Genomic DNA, 26481 nt, shown 5'->3' on the forward strand with positions numbered 1-26481 from the left:
CTATTCAATTCCTTTCTTCACAATGTCAACCAGGTGGTGAATCGACCCGGCTTGGCGATTGCTCTTAATGAATTGCTTGCCTATAGCGAGCGCCATCCGCTGCGCCCGTTCACGCTTGGCGTCATCCGTAATCGAATCAATGTCGATGACGTGGGACAGGCCGACGATGCGCCGCACCATCTTGCAGCCAGTGTAGCCGATCGTATCCTGCAGCAGACGCTTCATATAGTAATCCTTGTAGCCCGCCGCTGTATTGGCCAGTCGGTCTACGCCATGCTCCTCCCACAGCTTGCGGAATTTGCGCTCGAATTGCTCCCATACGTCAATGACCGTTTGCAGCAGGTAGCTGCGATAGCGCTCGCGCGCTTCATCACTGCTCCACTGCTCCTGACCCGCATAGTTCAGCAGCAGGTTGGAGATTACAGCACCCACATCATAGCCCATCGGCCCGAAGTAAGCGAACTCGGGATCGATCACTTTAGTAGACTCCGCGGTTACGAAGATGCTGCCGGTATGCAGATCGCCATGGAGCAGCGCCTGTCCTTCGGTCAGAAATTTCTGGCGCAGCAGCGCCACCTCGAAATGCAGCTCCTCATCTGTCTGCAGCGCCTTCGCCTCGTCTGCAATCGCCGCTTCGCAGTTATTGTTCGGCGAATCGGTGTACGGATCGTCGAAGATCAGATCCTCGGTAATTTTGCATAGCTCCGGATTAATGAAGCTGCCAGCCAGCCGCTTCTTCTCCTGCTGGTTCATGCCCAGATCGGAGGTATAGAACAGCGTGGCCGACATGAAATCGGATATATCCTCGGCAAACCGCGGATAATGATCCCCGCTCATCAGCCCGCGACGCATAATGGTATGGTCGCTCAGATCCTCCATAATGGTCAGCGCGAGCTCTTGATCATAGTGGTACACTTGCGGGACAAGCCCTGGCGCGAGCCGCCCCTGAATGATCAGCGCCTCGCTCTCGATGCGCGCGCGGTCGAGAGTCAGCGGCCAGGATTCGCCAACCACCTTGGCATAGGGCAGCGCCTGCTTGAGGATCAGCCCCTTGCCGCTGGCTGTATCCTTAATATGAAACACAAGGTTCAGATTGCCATCCCCGATCTCACTGCTGGTCAACTGAGCATCCGGGGCAAAAAAATCCGGTAAGGACCGGGCCATGTCAATCGCTTCTTGTTCGGTTAATGGGTGATAAGACGACACGAATAGTCCACCTCCACAAAATTATAGGGCTTGAAGGCCAAGCCAGCGTCTGTCTCTTGTTGTGAAGTCGACACCCGCCTTGGGGCTTTCATTCTTTCTAGGGCGTGTCTTCAAACCCGCTCAAGGGCATCGTTCACCGCCTTTTCGCTCCGTGCTGCGTTACGTTCTCTTGACGTACCCCGGTACGCCTGCGAGAACGTGCCTTGCCCGGAACGAAAATTCGGCGAAATCTGCTCCCGTCGGAGTTTGAAGACACACCCTAGTATATCGAATATTTTTTCACGTTGGAATACCTGCTTTTGTTATAATAGGACGATAGAACGCGAATAAGGGGGACGAACGATGGCTAAGGGATCAGTCGAGGTGTCGAATGCGATCGCTCTTAGGGATTGGGCGGTGACGATTCAGGCCCTGCTGGATGGAACGCAGATCTTGCTGCTCCGCAAGGGCGGAATTGTCGAGGATACCCGGGATTTTAAGCTGATCAGTCCGCAGTTTTATTTGCTGCCAGCGTATGAGCACCAGAAGCTTCATCTATTGAAGCCAGGCGAGCAGCATCGGCTGGAGAAGGTGCTGGAGCACTGGCGGCAGGGTGGACAGGAGATCGAGCTGGAGGCTTATGGGGAAGTAACGGATGAGATCGGGATTACCGATCAGAAGGTTCTGGAGAGGCTGCGAGATGATCATATATGGACAGATGAGTTCGCCGAGGAGCGGCTGAAGTGGAAGCCGAGGAAGCCGCTGCACTTGCTGCTGGTGCGCGTCTACCGTCTGACAGACAAGGTGGAGCTGCCGATGCGCCCGGAGTATACGGGCTGCAAGTCGTGGGTAACATTGGAAGGCGGGCCTATCGTCCGCCAGGCGGTGCCCGTTTTGAGCGATGAAGAGTACGCCTCTCGCGTCCAAAGCATTAAATCAGCGCTTTCTCTTGCAGGTCATGATTGATTTGTAGCAAGAACTAAGATAGAATGATTATTGAGAATCATTGAGAATCAAATAAAAATCACTTTAAATAACTTTAGCGCTGTGGAAGGAGTCTATAAGAACATGTCTACACAATTTGTCCTGAATAACCTGAAGGCAACGATCGAGGGGAAGGAGATCCTCAAGGGGATCAATCTTGAGATCAAGGGCGGCGAGATTCATGCTATCATGGGTCCGAACGGAACGGGGAAAAGCACGCTGGCTTCCGCGCTGATGGGTCATCCCAAGTACGAAGTGACCGAAGGGGAAGCAACGATTAACGGAGAGGATCTGCTGGAGATGGAAGTGGACGAGCGCGCGCGCGCGGGACTGTTCCTGGCGATGCAGTATCCAAGCGAGATCGCAGGTGTTACGAATTCCGACTTCCTGCGCAGCGCCATCAACGCGCGCCGCGGTGAAGGCAACGAGATTTCCCTCATCAAGTTCATCCGTCAAATGGAAGGCAAGATGAAGGAACTGGACATGAATCCTGAATTTGCCCACCGTTATCTGAATGAAGGCTTCTCCGGCGGCGAGAAGAAGCGCAATGAAATTCTGCAAATGCTGATGCTCGATCCGAAGATTGTCATCCTGGACGAGATTGACTCGGGTCTGGACATCGACGCGCTGAAGATTGTAGCGGCTGGTGTGAACAGCATGCGCGCAGAGGACCGCGGCTTCTTGATTATTACGCACTACCAGCGGCTCCTGAACTATATTACTCCTGACTTTGTCCATGTCATGATGCAGGGCCGCATCGTCAAGTCCGGCGGACCGGAGCTGGCGGAGCGTCTGGAGAACGAAGGCTATGACTGGGTCAAGGAAGAACTCGGCATCATCGACGAGACTGTCGGCCAAGCCTGAGGAGAGAAGGGAGTCTGAGCATAATGAGTACGCAAATGAATTCGCCAGTCAATCAAAGTCTGGCCGAGGCGCTGTCCAGAAGCAAGCAGGAGCCGGCCTGGCTGACTGCGCTGAGGACGGAAGCGGCCGAAGCGGCGGGCACGCTCGAATGGCCGAAGCCCGAGAAGATGAATATTACCCGTTGGGAGCTGGATGCCCTCGGGAATTACAAGGCATCGGATAAGGTCTCGCAAGCAAGCGAGCTGCCTGCGGCAATCCGGGAGCTGGTACCTGCAGAGGCGGAAGCTAATCTGCTCGTTCAGCATAACTCTGGTGTCGTGCTGTCCCAACTGTCTGCGGAGCTGCAGAGCAAGGGCGTTATTTTCACTGATCTGGAGACTGCGGCGCGCGAGCATTCCGAGCTCGTGCAAGCCCATCTGTTCTCGGTCGTGGACAAGAATGAGGATAAATTGACGGCGCTCCATGCGGCGCTATGGAGCGGCGGCGTGTTCGTCTACGTTCCGAAAAATGTCGAGATCGAGCTGCCGCTTCAGGCACTGCTGTACAGCGACGATGCGGAAGCGACGTTTGCCCCGCGTATTCTGATTGTGGCGGATACGCATAGCAAGGTGACGTATGTGGATCATGTCGTGTCCCAATTCGGCGAGGGTGCAGCGCCATCGGTATATCCATCCATTGTGGAGGTGATCGTAAAGCCTGGTGCGCAGGTGCAGTTCGCAACGATTCATCAACTGTCCGCAAATGTGAGCGACCTGTCGCTGCGTCGTGCAGTTGTTGAAAACGATGGACGCATTGAATGGATTATCGGCGATCTGCAGGATGGCAACATCTTGTCCGACACCAAATCGGTGCTGAAGGGCAATGGCTCGACCTCTGACGCCAAGGTGATCAGCATCGGCTCCGGCTCGCAGAAGATGAGCTTGACTACACAGGCTGTCCATTTTGGCAAAAGCTCGGATAGCAACATGGTGACGCGCGCGGTGATGAAGGAGTCTGGCACAGCGATCATTAACGGGATTACGAAGATCGAGAAGGGTGCTACGAAGGCGAACGGCGTGCAGACCGAGAAGGTGCTCATGCTCAGTCCGAAATCGCGCGGAGATGCCAACCCGATCCTCCTGATCGATGAGGATGATGTAACAGCGGGTCACGCAGCGAGCGTAGGGCAAGTGAACCCGGAGCAGGTCTTCTATCTGATGTCGCGCGGCATTAGCCGTACAGACGCGGAGCGGTTGATTATTCGTGGCTTCCTCGCGCCAGTCGTATCCGAGGTGCCGATCGAAGCAGTCAGAGAGCGTCTGAACCAACTGCTGGAGAGGAAGCTGGGATCATGAACGCCCGCGAGCTGCGTGAGCAGTTTCCCATTCTCCATCAGGATATAAACGGCCACCCGCTCGTATATTTGGACAGTGCCGCGACTTCGCAGAAGCCGCGGCAAGTCATTGAGGCGATCACCCGTTATTACGAGCAGGATAACTCGAATGTCCACCGCGGCGTTCATACGCTCGGCTCCCGGGCGACGGATGCTTACGAGGGGGCGCGGGAGAAGGTAGCCCGTTTCCTGAATGCATCCAGTACGAAGGAAATTATCTTTACCAGAGGCACGACGACGGCTCTGAATCTTGTCGCCTCCAGCTACGCGAGAGCGGTCTGTGAGGAGGGGGATGAGATTGTCATCACTCCGATGGAGCATCACAGCAACCTGATTCCATGGCAACAGGTGGCGAAGGCGACAGGAGCCGTCTTGAAATATATTCCACTCCAGTCAGACGGCACAATCCGTCTGGAGGATGTGGAGCAGACGATTACGCCGCGCACGAAGGTGGTATCGGTCGTCTACGCCTCCAATGTGCTGGGGGTCATCAACCCGGTCAAGGAGATCGCAGCGATCGCTCACCGCCACGGCGCGGTGATGGTAGTGGACGGTGCGCAGAGCACGCCTCACATGAAGGTCGATGTGCAGGCGCTGGATTGCGACTTCTACGCCCTCTCTGGACATAAGATGTGTGCCCCGACAGGCATCGGCGCTCTCTACGGCAAGCAGTCGCTGCTGGAGCAGATGGAGCCGATCGAATTCGGCGGCGAGATGATCGACTTCGTCGATTGGCAGGATTCCACCTGGAAGGAGCTGCCGTGGAAGTTCGAGGGCGGCACGCCGATCATTGCCGGCGCTGTCGGTCTGGGGGCAGCGATCGACTTTCTGGAGGAGATCGGCCTGGATGCGATCCATCATCATGAGGAGCAGCTTGCTGCTTATGCATACGATCGCCTGTCGGAGATTGATGGGGTTACGATCTATGGTCCTCGCGAAGGGCGTGTGGGTCTGGTCACCTTCAACCTGGGCGATATTCATCCGCATGATGTCGCGACAGTACTGGATACGCATGGCATTGCTGTACGTGCCGGTCATCATTGCTGTCAACCGCTGATGCGCTGGCTGGAGGTCTCCTCGACAGCAAGAGCGAGCTTCTATCTGTACAATACGGAAGACGATGTCGAACGACTGGTTAGCTCGCTATTACAGACAAAGGAGTTCTTCGGTCATGCAATTGGATGATTTGTATCGCAGAGTCATAATGGATCACTATAAAAACCCGCGCAATCGGGGCACGCTAAGTGAAGAAGCTGTAACGGTCAATCTGAACAATCCGACCTGCGGCGATCGCATCCAGCTCCAACTGGAGCTGGAAGAGGGGATCGTCAAGCAGGCTCGATTTACGGGGGAGGGCTGCTCGATCAGCCTATCATCGGCTTCGATGATGACCGATGCGGTGCGCGGCAAAACCTACGACCAGGCCATCGAAATGGCGGAGAAATTCTCTTCGCTCATGAAGGGTGAGCCGGTGGAGTTCGAGGAATATGAGGACTTGGAAGCACTGTCTGGCGTGAACAAGTTTCCGGCACGGATCAAATGCGCAACGCTTGCGTGGAATGCACTGCGCAAGGGGATCGACAGCAAGTCTTAATTTATGAAATATAGGAGGTAACAAGCCATGGCTAAAAAAATGCCAGAGATGGAGGAGTACAAATACGGCTTTCGCGACGAGCACAAGGCCGTATTCCAGTCCGGTAAAGGTCTGACTCCTGAGATTGTCAGAACAATCTCCGAGATGAAGAACGAGCCGGAGTGGATGCTCGAATTCCGCCTCAAGTCGCTGGAGCAGTTCAACAAGATGCCGATGCCGACATGGGGTGGCAAGCTGGACGACCTGGATTTTGACGACATTCAGTACTATGTTCGTCCGTCCGAGAAGCAGGGCAAGACATGGGAGGAAGTACCAGCCGAGATCAAGGAGACCTTCGACAAGCTGGGCATTCCGGAGGCGGAGCAGAAGTTCCTCGCCGGTGTATCGGCTCAATATGAGTCTGAGGTTGTCTACCACAGCATGCAGGAGGATCTGGAGAAGCAGGGGGTTATCTTCACCGATACAGATACAGCGCTGCGCGAGCATCCAGAGATCTTCAAGGAGTATTTCGGTACGGTCATTCCACCTAACGATAACAAGTTTGCGGCGCTGAACAGCGCGGTCTGGTCGGGCGGTAGCTTCATCTATGTGCCTAAGGGTGTCAAATGTGAAATCCCGTTGCAGGCTTACTTCCGCATCAACTCGGAGAACATGGGTCAATTCGAGCGCACGCTCATTATTGCCGATGAGGACAGCTTCGTTCACTATGTAGAGGGCTGTACCGCTCCGGTATATAGCACGAACTCCCTGCACAGCGCGGTTGTCGAGATTCTCTGCAAGAAGAATGCGCGTGTGCGTTACACGACGATCCAGAACTGGGCGCCTAACATCTACAACCTCGTGACGAAGCGTGCGGTTGCGGATGAAAATGCGACGATGGAATGGGTAGATGGCAACATCGGCTCCAAGCTGACGATGAAATATCCGGCGGTAGTGCTCAGAGGCCGCGGCGCGAAGGGAATGGTACTGTCCATTGCTGTAGCGGGCAAGGGCCAGCATCAGGATGCAGGCGCGAAGATGATTCACCTGGCCCCGGATACGACCTCGACGATCGTATCCAAGTCGATCAGCAAGCACGGAGGCAAGGTGACCTATCGCGGTCTGGCTTCCTTCGGTCGCAACTCGGAAGGCTCCAAGGCAAATATCAAGTGCGATACGCTCATCCTGGATAACGAGTCGACCTCCGATACGATTCCGTACAACGAGATACTGAACGACAACATCGTGCTGGAGCATGAGGCGACGGTATCCAAGGTATCCGAGGATCAACTGTTCTACCTGATGAGCCGCGGCCTCTCGGAAGCGGAAGCGACGCAGATGATCGTCATGGGCTTCATCGAGCCGTTCACCAAGGAGCTGCCGATGGAGTATGCGGTTGAGATGAACCGTCTCATCAAATTTGAGATGGAGGGATCAATCGGGTAACCGTTGATTCTACAGGGGTTTTGAGGAGAAGAGAGCGATTGAAGGTATACCCTGAATAGGGTATGCTTTGCAATAGAAGTAAGGGGCGACCGTGAATCGCCCCCTGCACAACATTATTGGATGGGAAACCTCCAGTCCAAACAAGACTAGAAAATAACCCGCTGCCAGTCGCGAAACTTAGGCGGGTTATTTTCGTTTATTCAGGTAAGTAAGCAGCGCGAGCAAGAACATGCCGAGCATCATTACTTCTGACAACGAAAATTGCATGAGCATTACCTCCGCTCTGGAGGCGATACTTCCCCACCCAAGTCATGTGTACTGAATTGGTAACCAGAACTTCATAGATTGTTCCATAGAGCCGCTCCTTGTGAGCGGCTTATTTTCATCGTATAAACCCTTCGCCTTTGTACATCCTATACTGGTGAGATTACCATATTGTACAAAGGGGAGCACAGGATGAGACGTATAGTGAGCATCATCATTTGTATCATGGTGGCATGGCAGGTGGCTGGCTGCGGAACGCAGACACAGGAGCGAGGACCGAAGCCAAGCCGGGTAGAGAAGTTCAGTGGTGAGCAGCATATTGCCAAGCTTGATGAAGGGCAATCGCCGGTGCCTGTCGTCAAGCTTGATGGGGCGTCCTATGCTGATATTGGCAGGATGGCCGGGCAGATCGGATTTCAGACGCGATGGACGGACAATGGCAACAAGCTGCTGATCGGTGATCATGATGTGGTCTGGTCGATCCAGGCCGAATCCAAGACAGCTTCAGTAGAAGGCAAGAGCATCGTTCTCGATGCGCCTGCGCGCAAGCAGCAGGACGCGATGCTCGTGACGACAGCTACCATCGAACGACTGTTCAAGGATGAAGCAGTCTTCCAGGTAGGCGAGACAGAGATTACGATCTTTCCCGTTCCAGGCTATATCGACCCAGGGGCGAGCCAGGCGGCAGACTTCAAGGATGACCCGCTGGACCCGGCTGTTCGACCGGCACAAGAGCAAGGTGGGGGGACAAGCTCCAAGGCAACTCCGACAAACCCGACAAGTCCGACAAACCCGACAAGTCCGACAAACCCGACAGGTCCGGCTAATCCGAACCCCTCAGCTTCTCCTGCAGCTTCAATGAATTCAACCGAACAGATGCCTCAAGAGAATCGCTCTAATGTCTCTAATGCCCAGGATATTGGCAGCATCCAGAGAACCACAGGCGATGCCCATGAGTCTGCAGGCTTGCAAGGGGACAACAGCCTCTCGGTTGCTGGGGATAGCCGCGCGCTGCCTGCTGCTATGACTGCGCTGAATGCGAGCGGGACGAAGGTGATCGATTCTGCCGAGAAATATATGGGGGTTCCGTACCTGTTCGGGACGGGGCCGTATTCGGAGACGAAGCGCTTTGATTGCTCCTCGTTCGTCCAGTATATTTATGACAAATTCGATCAATCGATGCCGCGAACAGCCCGTGCGCAGGCGACGAAGGGCAGTTATGTGGAGCGCTCATCGCTGCGTGTCGGCGATCTGATGTTTTTCTATGTTCCGGGACGGTTCAAAAGCAATAAGCAAGTGGGGCATGTCGGCATCTACATGGGGAACCAGCAGATGATCCATTCCAGTCCACTGCCGGAGGACGGTGTGCAGGTGACGGATATTAATAAGGAGTACTGGAAGGACACCTTTCTCTACGCCAAGCGTGTTCTCGACTAGGCACAAGCCCTTCCCTCGCTTGCAGAGCTGGTCGGTTCGATCAGACCAGGCCTAACCTGCAGTCAGGCATTGTTCCAGCGGCAGCAGTGGCTAGGGAAGGTCTGATCATCTGGCTCCTGCTGATCTTTGTCGCACTCCGCAGACAACCGTACCCGAATTCCGTTAAAAATGGTATGCTATACAGGTACGCTGCTTGCAGCGCTAATCCACTATAGACCAATGGGGAAAAGGGGAGCGTGCGCATGGACGCCAACATAGAGAAGACGCCGCGTGTCGTGCTGCTTCACAGTAATGATCTTCACAGCCGTCTGGAGCAAGCTGCCCGGATGGCTTCCTTTATCTCTGCGGAACGTGCAGCCTGCGGAGCCGAGGCGCTGCTGGTTGTCGATTGCGGTGATCATATGGACCGAATGCGTGTGGAGACAGAGGGCAGTGACGGACGGGTTAACATTGAGCTGCTGAACGCAGCCGGTTATGATGCGGTAACGCTTGGCAATAACGAAGGTTTGACATATACCAAGGCGGAGCTGGAGTCTGCTTATGCGAGCTATGCCGGATTTGAAGTGCTCTGTGCCAATCTATATGAGCAAGATAGCGGGTTGCGCCCAGAGTGGTTGCACCCTCACACTAAGCTGACCAAGAATGGGATTCGCATAGGCATCACGGCGGTTACTGCGGCATTTGCCGAGTTCTATCGTCTGCTTGGCTGGGAGGCTACCCATCCTTACGAGGAGGTGCGGCGGCAGGTGGAGCAGCTTCGAGGAGAGGTTGATGTGCTGATCGTGCTCTCGCATCTCGGCTTATCTGCAGATGAGCGAATGGCGGAAGATATAGAGGGGATTGATCTCATTCTTGGCGCGCACACCCACCATCTGCTGCTGGAGCCGATTGTGAAGGGAAGCACGACCATCTGTGCGGCCGGGAAATTTGGAGAGTATATGGGGCGGGTAGAGATTGAGCTGGCACCAGACTCGCGCAAGCCCATCATTCGCGGAGGCTGCATCGAGATGGCAGCCGAAGCGCCACAGGAGAGCTGCATCGAGATTATCGCACACTATCTGAAAGAGAGCAGCGGCCGTCTGGCTCGGCAGGTAGCTGAGCTTAGCGAGCCGTTATCCAATCCTCACGAGCAGGATGCGCCGTTGTCGAATCTGCTCGCAGCAGGGCTGAAGAAGCTGACCGGAGCTGAGCTGGGTCTGGTCAATACAGGCCAACTGCTGGGGGGACTGGCGGTTGGCAAGGTCACCGCGGGGCAGCTTCATGCGCTCTGTCCATCGCCTATCAATCCATGCAAAATGAAGCTTTCGGGGGCTGATCTGCTTCAGGCGCTGGAGGAGTCGATGCTGGTTGAATACCGTTCGAAGCCGATCAAGGGCTTTGGCTTTCGCGGAGAGGTGCTCGGGGCGCTTGCTGTGGATGGGATGGAGCTGAGCTATGATGTCAGTCGGCCCCCGTACCATCGTATAGTTAGCGCGCGCATCCACGGAGAGCCGTTGCGGCAGGAGCGCTTGTATACGGTAGGGACGATTGATATGTTTACCTTTGGCGTTGGCTATATGTCCTTAAAGAATGGACAAGAGCTGGAATTCATTCTGCCCGAATTCATTCGGGATGTACTGGCCTCCCAGCTACAGGTGGCTCATGAAAGGGAGCAGTGCCTGAACTGTAGATGGCGCCCCTCGGTCAGTTAAGCGGGAGCTGGATTATTTTTGCTTGAAAATGTCGAATTTTCTCGTAATTTCTGTTGCTCTTTTCATGAAAATACCTTACATTATCAATACAACAGGTAATAAGGCGTCTGAGGGTGTGTATACACGCTCTCAGATAGAATGAAATAGTGGACGGGCAGGGGTGTCGATAGCATGCGTTTGGTGCCCATATCATCGTGCAAGCCGGGAATGAAGCTGGGGAAGCGGATCTTCTCCGAGGAAGGACTCGTTCTGCTGGGGGAGCACGTCGAATTAACAGAGAGACTGATCATGCGTTTGCGAGAGTGCGGCATTAATTTTGTGTATATCGAAGATTCGATGACCTCGGATATTGTCATCCCGGAGATGGTGAGCGAGGAGACCAGACTTCGGGCGCTGGAGACGATCCGGCACAGCTTCAAGGAGATGATGAATTCACCGAAGCAGCGTGGCGGGGCGACTTACCCGTATATTGCCAAGCATTTCAAAAAGGTGATGGCTATGCTGCTGGATGAGCTCGGCGGTCACAAGGATGCTATGACCATGCTGGTGAATATCGGGGTGGTGGACTCCTATCTGTTCCAGCATTCCTTGAATGTATGTATCTATACGACTCTGCTAGGCATGGAGTACGGCTACAATCATGAAGAATTGATGACACTTGGCATGGGAGCGCTCCTTCATGACGTCGGGAAGACGCAGGTTCCCAGCTCGATTCTATTCAAGCCAGACAAGCTGACAGATGAGGAATATGAGCAGATGAAGCGCCATACCGAGTATGGATATTATCTGTTGAAGGACGAAGCGAATATCCCGCTTATTGTGGCGCATTGTGCCTTTCAGCACCATGAACGGTTGGACGGCAGCGGCTATCCGCGCGGCATAACTGGCAATGAGATTCATGATTATGCGAAATGGATCGGTATCGTTGATTCCTATGATGCCATGACAGCCTCGCGTATCTACAGCAAGCCGATGCTGCCGCATCAGGCGATCGAGGCGCTATATGTTGGGACAGGGGCACAATATGAGCAGCGGATGGTGCAGCTATTCCGCGACAAGATCGTCATCTATCCGATCGGGTTGACGGTCAAGCTGAATACAGGGGAAACGGGTGTGGTCGTCGATATGAACTCGGCGTATCCGCAGCGGCCGATCATCCGAATATTGTACAATGAAGCGGGGGAAATCATGTCCATACCCTATGAGGTCGATCTCTCCAAGCAGCTCAGCATTATGATTACCCATGTGATGGATGGAATGGAGATGTCGTCCAGGGGAATGTAAGGTGTGAAGGCCGGGGATTCAGTAAGCAGCAAATATAATGAGTAGCTATAAGCGGCCAGCCGTTTTCCATCCAGAGTACCAATGGGGGAGCGGAGCCGTTTTTTGTGTGTACCCGCAGAGTGCTGCACAGGGCAAGCGGGGAACACGTTCACTCCATCTATTGCAACCCGCAGTATTGTTCATTACAATGATAAAGTATGCTTACCAATCAAAAGGTGTTGATATAAATGAAAGTTTTGCCTCAAAATGCGGTACACCCGCTTCTACAATCTCCCTCCAGCGATCCCTGGGACCCGATCCATTCCTTGCGGCGCTATGGCCGGCATCAACTGACCAGCGTAGAGATGACGGTCTCCAATCTGTGCAATATGCGTTGTGAGCACTGCGCGGTAGGAGATACGCTCGTATATAATGAACCCGGCAAGCTGCCTGTGGAGCAGATGCTGCATCGTCTGGAAGAGATTGATACGCTAGAGACGATCTCGATTACCGGCGGAGAGCCCTCCTTTGCGGCTCAGACGGTGAGAGATTATATCGTGCCGATCCTTCGTTATGCCAAGGAGCGCGGGCTGCGCTCGCAGATGAACTCGAACTTGACATTGGATTATGCCCGCTATGAAATTTTGTTGCCATATTTGGACGTGATGCACATATCCTTTAACTATAGGGATGTCCATGATTTCTGGGAGATCGGCTTTGCGAAGTCGCCGCATCGGACGCCGCTTGCCGCAGCAGCCAAGCTGTACGAGCGGATGATCGACAACGCGCAGCGTCTGAGTGCGGGCGGGATGATCGTCTCGGCGGAATCGATGATTAACTACCGTACCCATCAGCATATTGAGGCGATTCATAAGCTGATTCTGGAGATGGGCTGCCAGCGGCATGAGGTGCATCCGATGTATCCCAGCGCATTTGCCTCTACGCTGCCGATGCTGTCCAAGGCAGAGATGAGGGCGGCCATCGAGCGGCTGCTCGATCATCGCGACCCGAACGTGTGGATGCTCTTCGGAACGTTGCCGTTCTTCGCTTGCAGCGAGGATGAAGCGGAGCGCAAGCTGCTGGCACGGCTGCGCAGCGAGCCTAATGTGACCGTGCGCAACGACCCAGATGGACGCAATCGTCTCAATGTCAATCTGTTCACCGGCGAGGTGTTCGTAACGGACTTCTCCGATGTGCAAGCCTTTGGCAATATGCAGCATGATCGGCTGAGCGACATCTTCGAGAGCTGGCTGGAGCATCCTCTGGCCAGAAGCATTGATTGCCGCTGCCCGGCTGCGGGCTGCTGTGGGCCGAATCTGCTGGTGAAGGATATGTATTACCAGACTACCGATTTTACGACGCGCCGCGCTATTTTGTAGCACGAATGGGTGTCACAAGATAGCCTGCCAAGGAGGCGAAGCATGATCCCATGTCGGTTCGGGCAATGGTAACTGCAGGCGTAGGCTTGGCGCTGCTGTACCTGCTGTTTACAGCGGGAGCGCCCTTCCTGCTGGCCTTGGTCGTCGCCATTTTCTTGGAGCCGCTCGTACAACTGCTCATGCACTCTCTACATCTCAAGCGAGCGGCAGCCGCGACCATTACAAGCACGCTGTTCACGCTCCTGCTGCTCGGCTTGATCGTGCTGCTGGGCGTCAAGGTCATTGCAGAGCTGATCGATTTTTGGAACAAGGTTCCGCATTATATCGGTACAGCTAATATGGTGATGCAGGATACGATCGCCGGTATGGAGCTGTATTATACCCGGCTTACCCCAGACACTCAGTCGCAGTTGCAAAGCTGGCTCTCTACCTTCTCCAACTCCATCTCATCTCTTGTATCAGGCATCTCTGCCTCCTTCGTCTCATTCGCGAAGGGGATTCCCGGCTTATTCATTTTCTTCACGGTGTTTATAGTCGCCGTCTATCTGCTTGGGTACAGTCTGCATACCCTGAAAATCGCCTTTCTCTCCTTCTTCGAGCTCAAATCCAGACAGCAGGTGAATGAAGTTCTGGACAGCCTGCGCCGATCGATCTTCGGCTTCCTCCGTTCCCAGCTTATTCTCAGTATGCTAACTTACATTATGACATTAATCGGGCTGTTGTTTCTGGATCTGAAATACCCGCTTGCGATTGCGCTGCTGATCGTATTTGTCGATCTGCTGCCGATACTAGGGACGGGAGCTGTACTGATCCCGTGGGCTGCTTACCTGCTGGGGACGGGCGATAGCTACACCGGAGCCGGATTGCTGCTGCTGTTCCTGCTCATTACGATCTTCCGGCGTGTCGTGGAGCCGAAGATATTGGGCGATGCCGTCGGGATCAGTGCATTGTCAGCCTTGGTCAGCCTGTACGTCGGCTTTAAGCTGGCAGGAGTGATCGGTGTCTTCATTGGCCCCATGGTTGTCATCATCTTCACGGCAGCGCGTGAGGCTGGGCTGCTGCAGACGAAGATCAAGCTGTAAATCTCTGCATAGAATACGGAACCGGAACCAAGAAGCGCTGCTCTGTCTCCTGTAGTGGAGGACGAGCAGCGCTTGCAGGGTTGTGCGAATATGGTATGTTGGTCTTGCATTTAAGTATACGTGCCATGCCGCGGACAGTTGCGATAAGGGGATGCTAGAACACCTTCTGCTGCTCGCGGTCGGCTTTGATGAGCTCTACCGCTTCCCGGAAGCGGAGGGCATGAATAATCTCTCGCTCTCGCAGAAACTTCAATCCATCCTGTAGATCCACATCATCGGTCATATCGATCAGCCATTGGTACGTGGCGCGAGCCTTCTCCTCGGCAGCAATGTCCTCATACAGATCAGCGAGTGGATCGCCCTTGGCTGCGATATAGGCGGCTGTCCATGGGACACCTGCGGCATTCTCGTAGAACAGCGCACTGTCATGATTGGCGAAGTGCGCGCCTAGCCCGGCTTCCTCCAACTGGAGCGGCGTGGCATCCTTGGTCAGCTTATAGACCATGGTGGCGATCATCTCAAGATGAGCAAATTCTTCGGTACCAATATCTGTTAATAAACCAATGACCTTATCTGGAATCGAATAGCGCTGATTGAGGTAGCGCAGGGCCGCGGCAAGCTCGCCATCGGCGCCGCCATACTGCTCCATCAGAAATTTGGCCATGCGCGGGTCGCACTTGCTCACCCGAACCGGGTATTGCAGCTTCTTGTCATACACCCACATCGTGACACCTCCACTACACGGCTGAGTAGCCGTTCATTGGTTTGAATCCGTGCGCGCTTAGCCACTATACATAAGCAAGGATGTGCACTGGCTTACACCTGCCAAGGCCAGGGAGCCTGCGACCATTGCCAGGGGTAACGGGAATAACTGTGACCATATTGCAGCAGCGGGCCATAATCCATCTCGAAGTTGTAGGCCAACTGCTTGCGTGACTGGGCGGTCTGATTGAATTGCTGAATCGCCTGCATATCGTTGGGATGGGTATCCAGATAGAGGGTCAGCTCCACTAACACAAAATCAAGCTGCTGCAGCTCTTCCAGTCTTCTGTAATATTCTGCATCAAGCATCTCGCTCATTCTTCATGCCCTCCTTCCTTTATCACCTCGCCTCGACGCTTGGAGGTATAGTTGCTGTAGAAGGCAGGCCATAGCGTACCCAGACGCAGCGCCTCGGCAGGGGAGAATTGGGGGAGATTCATCGGCTGGAAGGTAACGAACTGATTCGGCGGCACGACATAGGTTTTCACCCGGATCGGCGGGCAGGGATCGAAGGGACCGATAAACGGGTAGTACTCACGAATCTGGCTGTTCGTTGTTGGATTAACCATCTGACTGTTGGGCATCGGGTTGTTCACAATCATCGCCTCCTTGCTGCTTGCACGATGGCAAGCTGGTCTAAGAGCTAGCCGTCACTCTGTGCTATAGAGACTATATGACAATAGCCCATCCATAGTTCCAGTTTTTTTCAGGGTGAGGTCCTTCCGGAGAGGTAGGAATTACTGTAAATGATTCCTAAATATTTGTTAAAGGGCAAAATTCGACAGTATTCGACTTGTTTAGGTGGTTATACTTAGGGCAGGTAGAGGAGGGACAGATGATCGAAACGGGGAAGAAGTTCAGGGATGCGTACAGGAGTTTTGATTGTATCTGCTTTGATCTATATTTACTAAAGATTCATTAAATGATTAATTTATACAGTAATCGACTGATTTAACAAGCTATACTTTAGAAAATTAAAGGAAGATGAGGGATGAATAATAGAATCGGATAAGAAGAAGCTTAGCGTGACTCCTAAGGGCATCTTGATTACATGTATGCTGCTCTTGAGTATTGCTGTTGGATCGTCTTTTGACTATTTGTTAGTAGGTATGATGCTCAGTTTCCCAGGTTTTGGGGGTGAAAGTAGCGGAGGATGGATCTCTTTTTCCAATCCTGCCGAATTTATAAGGTTGACGATTATTTTTGTCATTCTGATGATGGCATTCGGAGCAGGACTTTATTCATTAAGAAAGGTAATGGGGGGCTACGTCATGCTCTGTGTACTGCTCTTCATTCTGTCTATCGTTTTTACTCCATTTGCAAGCTACTACATCAATACTTATAAAGATTACCCAAAGGCTCCTGGTAGTAAGGCTCAGGCTCAGGCGACTCAAGATATTAAAACCACCATTTTGAAAACCAATCTCCCATACAAGATGGATCTAACAGAGAGCGAAAAATTAACCCGTATGAATAAAAGGATTACTAATGTTGTTCTGAGGACAGTTAAGGGAAATATTCTGAAAGAAGAAATAGACACCTTTATTAAACATGCCAACTTTAATGAGCTTTACTCAAATTTTTATTTAATACTTTATTCCCAAGACAAACGTGAACGTATTGCATTAATTATTAATAAAGATAGCATAGTTTCTTATTGTAGCCCGCTTGAGCAGTGCTTGACAATTAGCTGAGTAACCGATGTCGGTTGCACTCGATCAGTATGCCCGCGATATAACGGCTGCGATTACGGGTGAAATAATGGCGGCGTTGAAAGGCCTTAATCCGGTTGTGCCTGCCCTCGACCGTTGCATTGGTCAAAGGGCCGGATCGTTCGCATCCCATTGCATCGTGCCTTAAGCCAATCGCTTCCGTCACGCCAAGGGGCCGTTGTATTGCGCCCACAAAGCAACATGCAGTTCAACCGCAGCCCGCTCGCCGTGGTAGGGAGCCTACAGGTACAGGCATCTGGCCTATAACGTTAGCGGTTTTGTTTATAATCATCCTTCCTCTGACAAATCAGCCAAGCCTGCGGAGATTGAGCCCAAGCGCCACAGCTCTTCAACAGGATTCCTCAGCAGCCGTCACACTAAAAGCTCTGAAATGCTCTGCTACATTACGCGCTACTCTCCCTTATCTGTGGAGCCTAGCACAGCCTGAATCTGCTTGTTAACAGCAGCCGCGTCGACTCGTCTTAGCACCTCGTCCTGCAGGCTATACCTGGACTTCAGCTTCAAGACCCGATATACACTCTCATCAATCCGTTCCTCGCTGAGCTGGCCAGATTGGGCGCTGGCGCGAAGTGCCTGAAGCACCTGAAGCTGAAGCTGCGTGTCGTGCCCGACCAGTACGATGTCACTGCCTGCCAGGATGGACTGAACAGCCGCCTCGCCGATGTTGTAATGCTTCACGATGCCGCCCATCGTCATATCATCCGTCATGACCACGCCGTCGTAGCCTAGCTTTTCTCGCAGCAATCCAGTGATGACGGCATAAGACAGGGAGGCAGGCAGCTTCTCGTCCAGTGCCGGGATGAGCAGATGGGCCACCATGACCGCATCCGCTTGCTGCTGTATGGCTTCGACGAAGGGAAGCAGCTCGAATGCCTCCAGCTCGTCCAGCGATTTGTTGACAACAGGGAGGTCTAGATGCGAATCGACTGATGTGTCACCGTGGCCAGGGAAGTGCTTCACCACCGCGGCCACGTCCTGGGATTGCAGCCCCTCCATGACGGCGATGCCTGTCTCGATGACAGAGTCAGGCGTGCTGCCATAGGCACGGTCACCGATGACCGGATTATCCGGGTTGCTGTCAATATCCAGTACGGGGGCAAAGTTCATGTTGAAGCCGAGCGAGCCGATCTGGGCGCCGAGCGCTTCTCCAATTCCGTAAGCATAATCCAGATCGGCACGCGCAGCGACCTCGCGAGCAGATGGCAGGCTGATGAACTCCTGCGGCATGCGGCTTACCTTGCCGCCTTCCTGATCGACACTGAGCCAGAGCGGAGCGGGATTGCCGAGGTTGGCGGTTTTCAGCTCATCCAGCAGCTTCACAGTCGCAGAGGCGGATGCGATATTATTTTTATATAGAATAAACCCGCCAATCTTATGCTCCTTGACCATCGCACGCGCGTCCTCCTGCATGCTGGTGCCCTCAAGTCCGACGATCATTAGTTGTCCGAGCTTGTCCTCCAGACTCATTTCCCCTAGCTGCTCCACGATGGGATCTGTCGGTGGCTGCGTGGAAGGGGCGGGCTGTTGTCCGATGTCTACAGGGGGAGCTTGTGGTTCAGGGGCGGGCTGTTGTCCTGTGCTGCAACTGAGCAGGACGAAGGCCATGGCTGCGATCAGCAAGCAGAGCGATAGTTTTTTGGACATGGCGGTTCTCTCCTTTTTTGCACATTATTCATGTTGGCTGGGAACGTCTATTTATAGTATACACCACTTGCTGCTTGTCCCTGCTATCTTTGAAGCCGTACACTAAGCTAATGTTATTATTGCTTATAATATCTAATTTATGTATAATTTAGTAGTGTACCCTATAGACAAACACAGTCTTTTTTTGAAAATGGTAGCGGTTACAAAAGGGGGTGAGCTTTTCTTTTGGAACATGAGCATGACTAGAACGTGTCTGAAAATCTGTTCAAGAGGGCATCTCTCAGCGACTTTTCGCCTCCCGCTGCGTTGCCTTTCGCAGACGTACCCGCGGTACGCCTGCGAAAACGCGCCTTGCCTGGAGAACTCGACAAGCTCTGCTCCGTTCAGCGTTTTCAGACAAGCCTAGAGACTGTGAGTCTATAAAAACATGGTACAGAAAGGAAGCCCTTTATGAAAAAATCCCTTCTATTGCTATTATCCAGTCTGGTTTTAGTGCTTGGATTAAATATTGAGCCTGTTCATGCCGCGCCGATTGTTGTGAATGCCACAATCGTTGTACCCGCGGGCACGACATTTGACGGTCAGGGCAAAACCTATGTTGCCAATCCCAACACATTGGGAGATGGGAGCCAGGCGGAGAATCAGAAGCCGATCTTCAGACTGGAGAACAATGCCACGCTCAAAAATGTGTACATTGGCGCTCCTGGAGCTGATGGGGTGCATGTGTACGGCAATGCTACAGTCAGCAACGTAACCTGGCTGGATGTGGGCGAGGATGCACTGACGCTCAAATCCTCAGGAACAGTCAACATCACTGGTGGAGGCGCTTTCAAGGCGTATGATAAGGTCTTTCAGATTAATGCTGCCGGTACAATCAATATCAAGAACTTCCGCGCAGACGATATCGGCAAGCTTGCTCGTCAGAATGGAGGGACAAGCTTCAAGGTCAACTTCACTTTAGATAATTCCCAGATTTCCAACGTCAAGGACTCTATCTTCCGTACAGATAGCAGCTCGAGCCAAGCCAAAATTACAAATACCCGCTATCATAAGGTACCTACTCTATTCAAAGGCTTTGCTTCCGGCAAAACGAGTCAGTCGGGCAACACGCAATACTGATCGAACACGTAAAAGCACAGGCGCTCAAGGGGACAGTACAGTTCCCACTTGATGCGCCTGTGCTTGCTTTGATTGATGTGCTGCTGCTATCCTATGCCGTCTTAGCTCATACAAGAGAGTTTAAAGCTACGGTGACGGTATGAGGGGGATGACTTCCTGATCCGGCAGACTGTAATGATCTGGCAGAGCTTCAAGGATGGTCATCCAGCTACTGTAGTCAACCGTTAGCTCTGGATGGGCAACCTGCTGTACAAAGAGCCGATTGAATAAATCTCCTGTCACTTGAAATGAATTCATGCTTCGCACCTCTCCTTCAATAGCTTTAAGCTGACAGAGTAACCCTAGCGGAAGCTGACGCCCCTTCGCACTCCTCGCTTCACCCTACGGAGGAAGCCGACTTGTGTTCTAACTCATTTCGAAATGCTCCTGCGTAAAGATGCCTATAACCTGTCCATATTGTTTCACATGCACTTCTACCGTTGCAGCATTCGTGGCCATCGCATTGGTAATCACCCGCAGTTCCAAGGGAACACTTGTAGCTGCCACATCCCTAAACCAATGGCTGAGTCCGGTTACCGTGTAGGGCTGAATGCTGCATAGCCCCCGGTAGATGATGCCTGCATAGCTGCTGACCTCCAGCAGCGCCTCAAAGCTGCGCCCTCCTAAATTTCTCACATTCACATCCAGGCTTTGCGCGTGCTGCATCGACATCAGCGCGTCGATGGATGCGAGGCGGTAGACGGCCATAACAGAATCCCTCCCCTTATAATCCCGATTTCTAGCAGTATATGAAAGATAGTGAACCTACGTACCCGTTGTCCACCTATTTTCTGGCTCTAGCAGGCATATAGCTTATTCCAATATCTACTGGTGAACATAAACTATAAAAAACCAGTAGGGGAGATTCGCTATGAAAGCAATCGTAACAGGAGGCGCTGGATTCATCGGCTCCCATCTTGCTGCTGCGCTGCTGCAGAAGGGCTGGAAGGTTGTCGTACTGGACAATTTGATCACCGGCAAGCAAGACGCAGTGCCTGGGGATGCACAGCTCGTACAATTAGACATTCGCAGTGAGGAAGCCAAGGAGCTGGTCGTTGCGACTAAGGCCGACGTCGTCTTTCATCTTGCGGCCCAGACCGATGTTCAGCATTCGCTACAGCAGCCCCATCACGATGCTGTGGTGAATATTGGCGGCACTGTACGGTTGCTCGAAGGCTGCCGGGAGGCAGGGAGCAAGCTGGTCTTCGCTTCGACCTCAGCAGTCTATGGCAATCTGGAGCGGCCGCTGCTGACAGAGCAAGACCCTGTACATCCGATCTCGTATTATGGCCTATCCAAGCTGGCCGCTGAGCTGTACATTCAGTTGTTTCATCGGCTATACGGTGTTCCGTTCACTATATTGCGCTTCAGTAATGTATACGGCCCTGGCCAGACGGCCAAGGGAGAGGGGGGAGTAGTGGCCGTATTTTTAGAGCGGCTGGCAGCAGGGAGGCCTGTGACGATTCATGGCGATGGCGGCCAAACCCGTGATTTTATATATGTCGGGGATGTTGTGTCGGCATTGGTGTCGGCAGCGTCCAGGGGAGAGGGGGAGCTGCTCCATGTCAGTTCGGCTATCGGCAGCTCTGTGAATTATTTGGCGGAGCTGATCGGGGATATTCATGGGGAGCCACTGGCTCATGTACATGCACCTGCACGCATGGGGGATATTCGCCATAGCCGTCTGGATAATCGCCGTGCGCGCGATGTACTCAGATGGCAGCCTATGGTGGATCTGCGTGCCGGATTGGGGGCGGCATACGCCTCCGTTTTCCATCAGCGGTGAGTCCATCGCCTGTCAACTCTTGGGCTTACAGGGGGGGCGAAGGGGACATGCGGGGCTGTATTACACAGAGGAGGGATACCGATGAGACTGCAAGAGATTAAGGGGAACTATGATGCGATCTATAGCCTGGGCGATCTGTGTCTGGCTTCCATTCAGTTGAAGCGCCATCAGTTGCGAACCTTCGCCGGCGTGATCGACTGGATGGGCTCGCTGGAGCTGGCCAGTGTCAATCGTCTGCTGCTGAACCGATTTGCGGGCTTTATGGAACCGCAACATTTGCGGATTATCGGCTATGCAGGTACGACGCATGTATGTGTATCTGACGATGCCTACAACATTGTCTCGAACCATGACTTTGAGATCGGGCCGAACTCGCTTCATTATTTGGGCACTTACCCGGCCGTCAAGGAGAAATTTGACCGTCGTATTCGCCGGTTTTTGGAGAAAGCCAAGACGTGTAACCGCATGCTATTTGTCCGTACAGAGGGCAGCCTGGAGGAGGCGGCAGAGCTGGAGCGGGTGCTGTCCGGCCTGGTTGTGCATGATTTCCGTGTTCTACTGATTAATCATGCCCCCGTGGGCGGAATGGTGGAATTGGATTGGCCGCTCGAGAAGGTGTGCGCCCTGCAGTTTCCTAATGTGGAGAAATGGGAGGGCAACAACCATCTGTGGCAGCAGGTGCTATCTGGCATCTCTCTCAACTAACGGCGATAACGGGACTCTCCTTACTCAAGCCGGCGACCGATCGGGGCGGTATTTCAGGATAGGAGGAAAAAAGGCATGTTCGAGAACGCAGTCATTTTGGTCACAGGAGGCACAGGATCATGGGGCCGGGAATTGGTCAGGCAATTGCTGGAGCTAAAGACACGGCAGGTGGTGGTCTACTCGCGCAGCGAGGCGGGCCAGGTCAACATGAGATGGGAGATTCATGATCCCAGACTATCTTTTTGCATCGGCGATGTGAGAGACCGCGAGGCATTAATGAGGGCATGCCAAGGGGTCGACTATATCTTTCATCTCGCTGCGCTCAAGCATGTCGATATTTGCGAGGAGCAGCCCTATGAAGCGTTGAAGACGAATGTTGGCGGTACACAGCATGTGATCGAAGCAGCGATCGCCAACAGGGTGCGCAGGGTTATCAATATCTCCACCGATAAGGCGGCTGATGCGGTCAATTTCTATGGCATGACCAAGGCGCTGGCAGAGAAGCTGATTACACATGCTAACTTGCATACGACGGCTACGCGGTTTATGAATGTGCGCGGAGGCAATATTCTGGGCTCCAGCGGCAGTGTGCTGCATCTGTTCCAGGAGCAGCTTGGCCAGGGGAGCCCCATCCGTATTACCGACTGTCGGATGGTACGCTACTTCATGACGCCCCAGATGGCCAGCACCCTGCTGCTGACTGCGGCTAAGAGGGGAGTTGGGGGAGAGACCTTCATCTTGCAGATGCCTGCCTGCAAAATTATTGATTTGGCGCAAGCGTTGCTCTCCGAGGATGACCACCGGACTATGCAGGTGCAGGAAATGGGCTGCCGACCGGGAGAGAAGCTGAGTGAGGTGCTGCTCACACCTTATGAGCGCCTCAATGCCGTTGTCTGTGACGACCGTTATATTGTGGTGCTGCCGTCATCAGGGCACCCGGAGCTGCTACGCCATTATGCGGATTATCCGCGAGTGGCCGATCAGGGGGGGCATGAAGAGGACGCACTATTGTCAATACCCGACATCCGTAAGCTGCTTGCCGCGAGTGGATTCGCGTAAAACAGTGGAGAACTTGTGAGAGGAGGACAACGATGAGGATTTTGCTAGCAACGTATTGGCATGTTCCGCATCTGGGAGGCGTATGGCCGTACATGGAGCAGTTGAAGATGAGGCTGGAGGCGCAGGGGCATCATGTGGATACGCTGGGCTATGGTGATATTCCTGGGAGCTTCGTGCACATGCCCAGTCAGGGCAAGCGCTTCGAGACCCATCATGTGATTCCCCTGCTGGAGGCGAAGCTGAATGCTTCCCTTTACCCGTCGCTCCATTGCAATCCCTTAATGCATTACAACGAATTTCGGCGCTATGCATTTGAACTGGCAGTAGCGGCTATCGGCATTGATAGCTATGACCTCATTCATACCCAGGACGTATTCTCCACGGTAGCCATCAACCGGCTGCGGTCGCCCGGAACGGCGCTGGTGGCCACCATTCACGGCTGCGTGGCTCATGAGATGCGGTATCATATGACAACCGATCTGTACCGATCCCCGACGAACCCTATTGCGCAAGCCTACTATAATCGGATCGAGCAATTGGGGGGATCAGTGGGGGAATATACCGTGCTGGCCAATCAATGGATGAAAACAAACCTCACGCAGGAATTCGGTGTGCCGGCTGCAAACCTGAAGGTCATTCATTATGGTTACGATATTCCGAAGTTTATGGCACAGCTCCATGTGCCAGGCCCTTCCTACCGGCCTCCTGGACAGAAGGTAATTACCTATACCGGGCGACTGACCGAAATCAAAGGGCTTAAGTACCTGTTAGGAGCGCTGGCACGCCTCAGGTACGTTCGACAGGATTGGGTATGCTGGCTTATCGGGGATGGAGATGGTCGTCAAGAGGTGGAGCAGCAATGTCATGCGCTCGGACTGGGCGACAAGGTGTGCTTTTGGGGAGCGCGGGATGACATCCCCAGCATGCTGGCTCAATCGGATCTATTCGTCCTGCCGAGCCTGATCGAGAACCAGCCGATGTCTGTCATTGAAGCACAGCTTGCCGGCAAGGCGATCATTACGTCCGATGCAGGTGGGCTGCCAGAGATGACCCGGCACCGCAAGACCGGGCTGCTGTTCCCTGTTGGCGATGAGGAGAAGCTGCTTCAGGCGTTGCAGGAGCTGCTGGCTGATGACAGGCTAAGGGAGAAGCTGGGGTCTCAAGTTAAGGAGTGGGCGCACAAGCATTGGTCGCTGGATACTATGACACAGTCGATGAGCGAGCTATATGGGAAAGCCGTGGAAAAAAGAAAACGCGCGATGCAGCTTGTCAAGCTATGAGGGTCAGCCATGCAGCTAAGGTTGTTCAATAATTCCCACAATTAAACAGGCTGGGCGATGAAACCACAGGTTTCCGCCCAGCCTGTTGTAAGCTTAATCTGGCTTGAAGCATGGATTCAGAACGATCCGATTACAGTGGGTTGCCGCCTGTAGTCTGCAGCCATTGTGCGCTGCTCCATTGCAGCTTGCCTGCACCCGCGCCCTGGCTCGAGGTGAGGCGGCTAGCCAGTGTCTCTGGCTGAACGGCAATATAGCTGTAAGGCAGTGCGGTAAAGCCGTTCCAGGAGAAGGCAATGATCGGCGCCGGGACAGGCGCGAGCGGACTGCCCGCCGTGTCGCTGCTGCCCTTGAAGCTGCTGCCATTCATGGAATAGAGAGTATTCACCGCCCTGATCTTGCCCGTATATTGCGGCTTGGACGGGTCCTTCTGATTGTTGCGCAGTGGATACTGCACATCAATGAAGCTTGAGCTCTCAACCAATACGGCGCCGTTCTCGGTAGCGATCGCGCCATTGCTGGTGACACCGAACTTGTAGCCCTTGGATGCGAGCGATTGCTTCATGGTATTCGTCAGGATCGCTGATGAAGCATGTGCCTGCGAGCTGTCTGCCACGATGTTGTATACATGGGCATTGCCTCCGCGCAGACGAGGCAGACGATCCATCATATCCTTGTAATAATTATGGTGCAGTGTAATCGTCAGTTGACTGTTGTCAGACGCCAGCTCATTGGCGCCGACCAGATGCCCCTTCTTCTGTCCAGCAGAGAGGGCAATAATATGTTGCGTGGTCAGACCCAGACCCCGCAAATAGTTATACATCGGGTAGGCGCTGCGATTGCTCTCCATGGCGTTGATCTGCTGAGCGACCCAGCCCGTAGCACTGCCGTTATCTCCGCGGAATAGCGACCAGGAGATCGTCACGCCGCTCGTGCCCTTCTTGGAATCGACGACGCCATCGTATGCTTTGTTGAAGGTACAGTGGTCAATCCAGATATTGCTGGATGACTCCAGCGTAATATAGTCCCAATCCTTCTTATCATAGTCGCCCTTGGACAGCTCATCCCATTCCCATAGCTCATCGAACTCCAGGTTGCGGATGACGACATTGTTGCTGCGTTTGATGACGAACGCGGCATGCTTGATCTTGGCCCCGTTGCGAGAGAAGATCGTCAGCCCGTCGAAGCCATCCAGCTCGATTTTACTAACACCGGTCTGCAGCAGGACAGGATGGGTGCTGGGTGCATTATGCGTATAAAAGGGCGCGGTGCGCGCCGCCGAGCTAATCTCGTTCCAGCCCAGATTCAGATCATTCATAATCTCGACAACCTTGACGGGCGAGCGACGCTTCAGAGCGATGCCGAGCTGCTCGGCATTGTACACCTTCACATATCGCGAGTCGCTCTCTGCAATAGTGCCAGCTCCCGTTGTACCGCCTGCCGCTGCAAAGCCGGTCAGATCATATTCGCGCAGAACCGCTGCCGAGGCGGCCGGGCTAACGAGCTCATCGAAATCAGCCGAGCCTGCAGGGAGCGCCGCAGCAGGCAGCGCAGCGCTGCTCGCGAAGCTGTCAGAGGCAGGGAAGCTGGCGCCAATATCCGTCCCCGCAGGGGTGCCTGCACCCTTCAAGCTGCTGCCTGGGGTCAGCTTCAGGAAGTCGCCGAGGACGGGCGTTCCGTTGGCGTCGCGGCTTACTGTTGGTGTCAGACTGATGAAATCCGCTGCAGTTACCTTCAGTAGATTGGCATTGACGCTGCCCTTGGTATTATGCCACCACAGGTTGGAGCCGGCAATGTCGGTGCTGCTGGCGTACTTG

25 protein-coding genes and 1 pseudogene are annotated in these 26481 nt (G+C 53.6%); 17 read left to right on the forward strand and 9 right to left on the reverse strand.

The genetic code is table 11. From position 1 onward, the window contains the following. Nucleotides 1-1206: an S-methyl-5-thioribose kinase gene (gene mtnK, locus ACY1JZ_RS09880; RefSeq protein ID WP_462629027.1), complete on the reverse strand. Its 1206-nt coding sequence runs from the start codon at nucleotides 1204-1206 to the stop codon at nucleotides 1-3. A 342-nt stretch (nucleotides 1207-1548) separates the two neighbouring features. On the opposite strand from mtnK, the gene ACY1JZ_RS09885 reads away from it, so the two are divergent. The 11 genes from ACY1JZ_RS09885 to ytvI all read left to right on the forward strand — a co-directional run bounded on the left by ACY1JZ_RS09885 (nucleotide 1549) and on the right by ytvI (nucleotide 14540). Beyond that, the gene (locus ACY1JZ_RS09885; protein ID WP_462629028.1) at nucleotides 1549-2151 is read left to right on the forward strand and encodes a DUF1802 family protein; all 603 of its coding nucleotides are present in this window, start codon (nucleotides 1549-1551) and stop codon (nucleotides 2149-2151) included. Nucleotides 2152-2253: 102 nt separating this feature from the next. Then, complete coding sequence (gene sufC / locus ACY1JZ_RS09890; RefSeq protein WP_270164877.1) at nucleotides 2254-3033, forward strand: Fe-S cluster assembly ATPase SufC; 780 nt, start codon at nucleotides 2254-2256, stop codon at nucleotides 3031-3033. A 23-nt stretch (nucleotides 3034-3056) separates the two neighbouring features. Further along, nucleotides 3057-4367, forward strand: coding sequence for a Fe-S cluster assembly protein SufD (gene sufD / locus ACY1JZ_RS09895; RefSeq protein WP_270164875.1), 1311 nt, complete (start codon nucleotides 3057-3059; stop codon nucleotides 4365-4367). Then, complete coding sequence (locus tag ACY1JZ_RS09900; RefSeq protein WP_270164873.1) at nucleotides 4364-5590, forward strand: cysteine desulfurase; 1227 nt, start codon at nucleotides 4364-4366, stop codon at nucleotides 5588-5590. Before sufD ends, ACY1JZ_RS09900 begins: the two co-directional genes overlap by 4 nt. Continuing rightward, entirely contained in the window at nucleotides 5577-5999 is a 423-nt protein-coding gene (gene sufU, locus ACY1JZ_RS09905; RefSeq protein ID WP_462629029.1) for a Fe-S cluster assembly sulfur transfer protein SufU, read from the forward strand. The genes ACY1JZ_RS09900 and sufU overlap by 14 nt, the downstream gene beginning before the upstream one ends. 27 nt (nucleotides 6000-6026) lie before the next feature. Next, a complete protein-coding gene (gene sufB / locus ACY1JZ_RS09910; RefSeq protein WP_462629030.1) occupies nucleotides 6027-7424 on the forward strand; it encodes a Fe-S cluster assembly protein SufB in 1398 nt (465 codons plus the stop codon). 456 nt (nucleotides 7425-7880) lie between these two features. After that, nucleotides 7881-9125 carry a C40 family peptidase gene (locus ACY1JZ_RS09915; RefSeq protein ID WP_462629032.1) on the forward strand — a complete coding sequence of 415 codons (1245 nt, stop codon included), beginning with the start codon at nucleotides 7881-7883 and terminating at the stop codon, nucleotides 9123-9125. Nucleotides 9126-9367: 242 nt separating this feature from the next. Beyond that, entirely contained in the window at nucleotides 9368-10816 is a 1449-nt protein-coding gene (locus tag ACY1JZ_RS09920) for a bifunctional metallophosphatase/5'-nucleotidase (protein ID WP_462629034.1), read from the forward strand. Between the two features lie 171 nt (nucleotides 10817-10987). Beyond that, nucleotides 10988-12100 (forward strand): HD-GYP domain-containing protein, encoded by a 1113-nt coding sequence (locus tag ACY1JZ_RS09925; protein WP_270164851.1) that lies wholly within the window; start codon nucleotides 10988-10990, stop codon nucleotides 12098-12100. Nucleotides 12101-12327: 227 nt separating this feature from the next. Next, the gene (gene yfkAB / locus ACY1JZ_RS09930) at nucleotides 12328-13458 is read left to right on the forward strand and encodes a radical SAM/CxCxxxxC motif protein YfkAB (protein ID WP_462629035.1); all 1131 of its coding nucleotides are present in this window, start codon (nucleotides 12328-12330) and stop codon (nucleotides 13456-13458) included. Nucleotides 13459-13508: 50 nt separating this feature from the next. After that, nucleotides 13509-14540, forward strand: a complete 1032-nt coding sequence (gene ytvI / locus ACY1JZ_RS09935; RefSeq protein WP_462629036.1) for a sporulation integral membrane protein YtvI — start codon at nucleotides 13509-13511, stop codon at nucleotides 14538-14540. 154 nt (nucleotides 14541-14694) lie between these two features. Here the strand turns inward: ytvI and ACY1JZ_RS09940 are convergent, their stop codons facing one another. The 3 genes from ACY1JZ_RS09940 to ACY1JZ_RS09950 form a co-directional block, all read right to left on the reverse strand. Beyond that, nucleotides 14695-15264 (reverse strand): manganese catalase family protein, encoded by a 570-nt coding sequence (locus ACY1JZ_RS09940; RefSeq protein WP_270164845.1) that lies wholly within the window; start codon nucleotides 15262-15264, stop codon nucleotides 14695-14697. Nucleotides 15265-15356: 92 nt separating this feature from the next. Continuing rightward, on the reverse strand, nucleotides 15357-15620 hold the full coding sequence (locus ACY1JZ_RS09945; RefSeq protein WP_270164843.1) for a spore coat protein CotJB: 264 nt from the start codon (nucleotides 15618-15620) through the stop codon (nucleotides 15357-15359). Beyond that, a complete protein-coding gene (locus ACY1JZ_RS09950; protein WP_462629072.1) occupies nucleotides 15617-15871 on the reverse strand; it encodes a spore coat associated protein CotJA in 255 nt (84 codons plus the stop codon). The genes ACY1JZ_RS09945 and ACY1JZ_RS09950 overlap by 4 nt, the downstream gene beginning before the upstream one ends. Before the next feature lie 456 nt (nucleotides 15872-16327). On the opposite strand from ACY1JZ_RS09950, the gene ACY1JZ_RS09955 reads away from it, so the two are divergent. Beyond that, complete coding sequence (locus ACY1JZ_RS09955) at nucleotides 16328-16996, forward strand: hypothetical protein (RefSeq protein ID WP_462629037.1); 669 nt, start codon at nucleotides 16328-16330, stop codon at nucleotides 16994-16996. Here the strand turns inward: ACY1JZ_RS09955 and ACY1JZ_RS09960 are convergent. Continuing rightward, nucleotides 16989-17120, reverse strand: a pseudogene (locus ACY1JZ_RS09960) (ISL3 family transposase); the annotation flags it as partial. The gene ACY1JZ_RS09955 and the pseudogene ACY1JZ_RS09960 overlap by 8 nt on opposite strands. A 305-nt stretch (nucleotides 17121-17425) precedes the next feature. Beyond that, on the reverse strand, nucleotides 17426-18679 hold the full coding sequence (nagZ, locus tag ACY1JZ_RS09965; RefSeq protein WP_462629038.1) for a beta-N-acetylhexosaminidase: 1254 nt from the start codon (nucleotides 18677-18679) through the stop codon (nucleotides 17426-17428). A 450-nt stretch (nucleotides 18680-19129) separates the two neighbouring features. Here nagZ and ACY1JZ_RS09970 point away from each other — a divergent pair, with 450 nt between their 5' ends. Beyond that, nucleotides 19130-19798, forward strand: coding sequence for a pectate lyase (locus tag ACY1JZ_RS09970; RefSeq protein ID WP_462629039.1), 669 nt, complete (start codon nucleotides 19130-19132; stop codon nucleotides 19796-19798). A 126-nt stretch (nucleotides 19799-19924) separates the two neighbouring features. Here the strand turns inward: ACY1JZ_RS09970 and ACY1JZ_RS09975 are convergent, their stop codons facing one another. Both ACY1JZ_RS09975 and ACY1JZ_RS09980 read right to left on the reverse strand, forming a co-directional pair. Beyond that, nucleotides 19925-20095 (reverse strand): hypothetical protein, encoded by a 171-nt coding sequence (locus ACY1JZ_RS09975; RefSeq protein WP_462629040.1) that lies wholly within the window; start codon nucleotides 20093-20095, stop codon nucleotides 19925-19927. A 108-nt stretch (nucleotides 20096-20203) separates the two neighbouring features. After that, entirely contained in the window at nucleotides 20204-20545 is a 342-nt protein-coding gene (locus ACY1JZ_RS09980; protein WP_270164835.1) for a hypothetical protein, read from the reverse strand. Between the two features lie 163 nt (nucleotides 20546-20708). On the opposite strand from ACY1JZ_RS09980, the gene ACY1JZ_RS09985 reads away from it, so the two are divergent. From ACY1JZ_RS09985 to ACY1JZ_RS10000, 4 genes are all read left to right on the forward strand, one after another. Next, nucleotides 20709-21623, forward strand: a complete 915-nt coding sequence (locus tag ACY1JZ_RS09985; RefSeq protein ID WP_462629041.1) for an NAD-dependent epimerase/dehydratase family protein — start codon at nucleotides 20709-20711, stop codon at nucleotides 21621-21623. 81 nt (nucleotides 21624-21704) lie between these two features. Beyond that, nucleotides 21705-22328, forward strand: coding sequence for a DUF1796 family putative cysteine peptidase (locus ACY1JZ_RS09990; protein ID WP_462629042.1), 624 nt, complete (start codon nucleotides 21705-21707; stop codon nucleotides 22326-22328). Between the two features lie 75 nt (nucleotides 22329-22403). Next, the gene (locus ACY1JZ_RS09995; RefSeq protein WP_462629043.1) at nucleotides 22404-23387 is read left to right on the forward strand and encodes an SDR family NAD(P)-dependent oxidoreductase; all 984 of its coding nucleotides are present in this window, start codon (nucleotides 22404-22406) and stop codon (nucleotides 23385-23387) included. Between the two features lie 32 nt (nucleotides 23388-23419). Then, nucleotides 23420-24667 carry a glycosyltransferase family 4 protein gene (locus ACY1JZ_RS10000; RefSeq protein WP_462629044.1) on the forward strand — a complete coding sequence of 416 codons (1248 nt, stop codon included), beginning with the start codon at nucleotides 23420-23422 and terminating at the stop codon, nucleotides 24665-24667. 130 nt (nucleotides 24668-24797) lie between these two features. On the opposite strand, the gene ACY1JZ_RS10005 is transcribed toward ACY1JZ_RS10000, so the two are convergent. After that, nucleotides 24798-26213, reverse strand: a complete 1416-nt coding sequence (locus ACY1JZ_RS10005) for a pectate lyase family protein (protein ID WP_462629073.1) — start codon at nucleotides 26211-26213, stop codon at nucleotides 24798-24800. Nucleotides 26214-26481: the final 268 nt, after the last annotated feature.

It is taken from the genome of Paenibacillus sp. J5 (assembly GCF_054955055.1).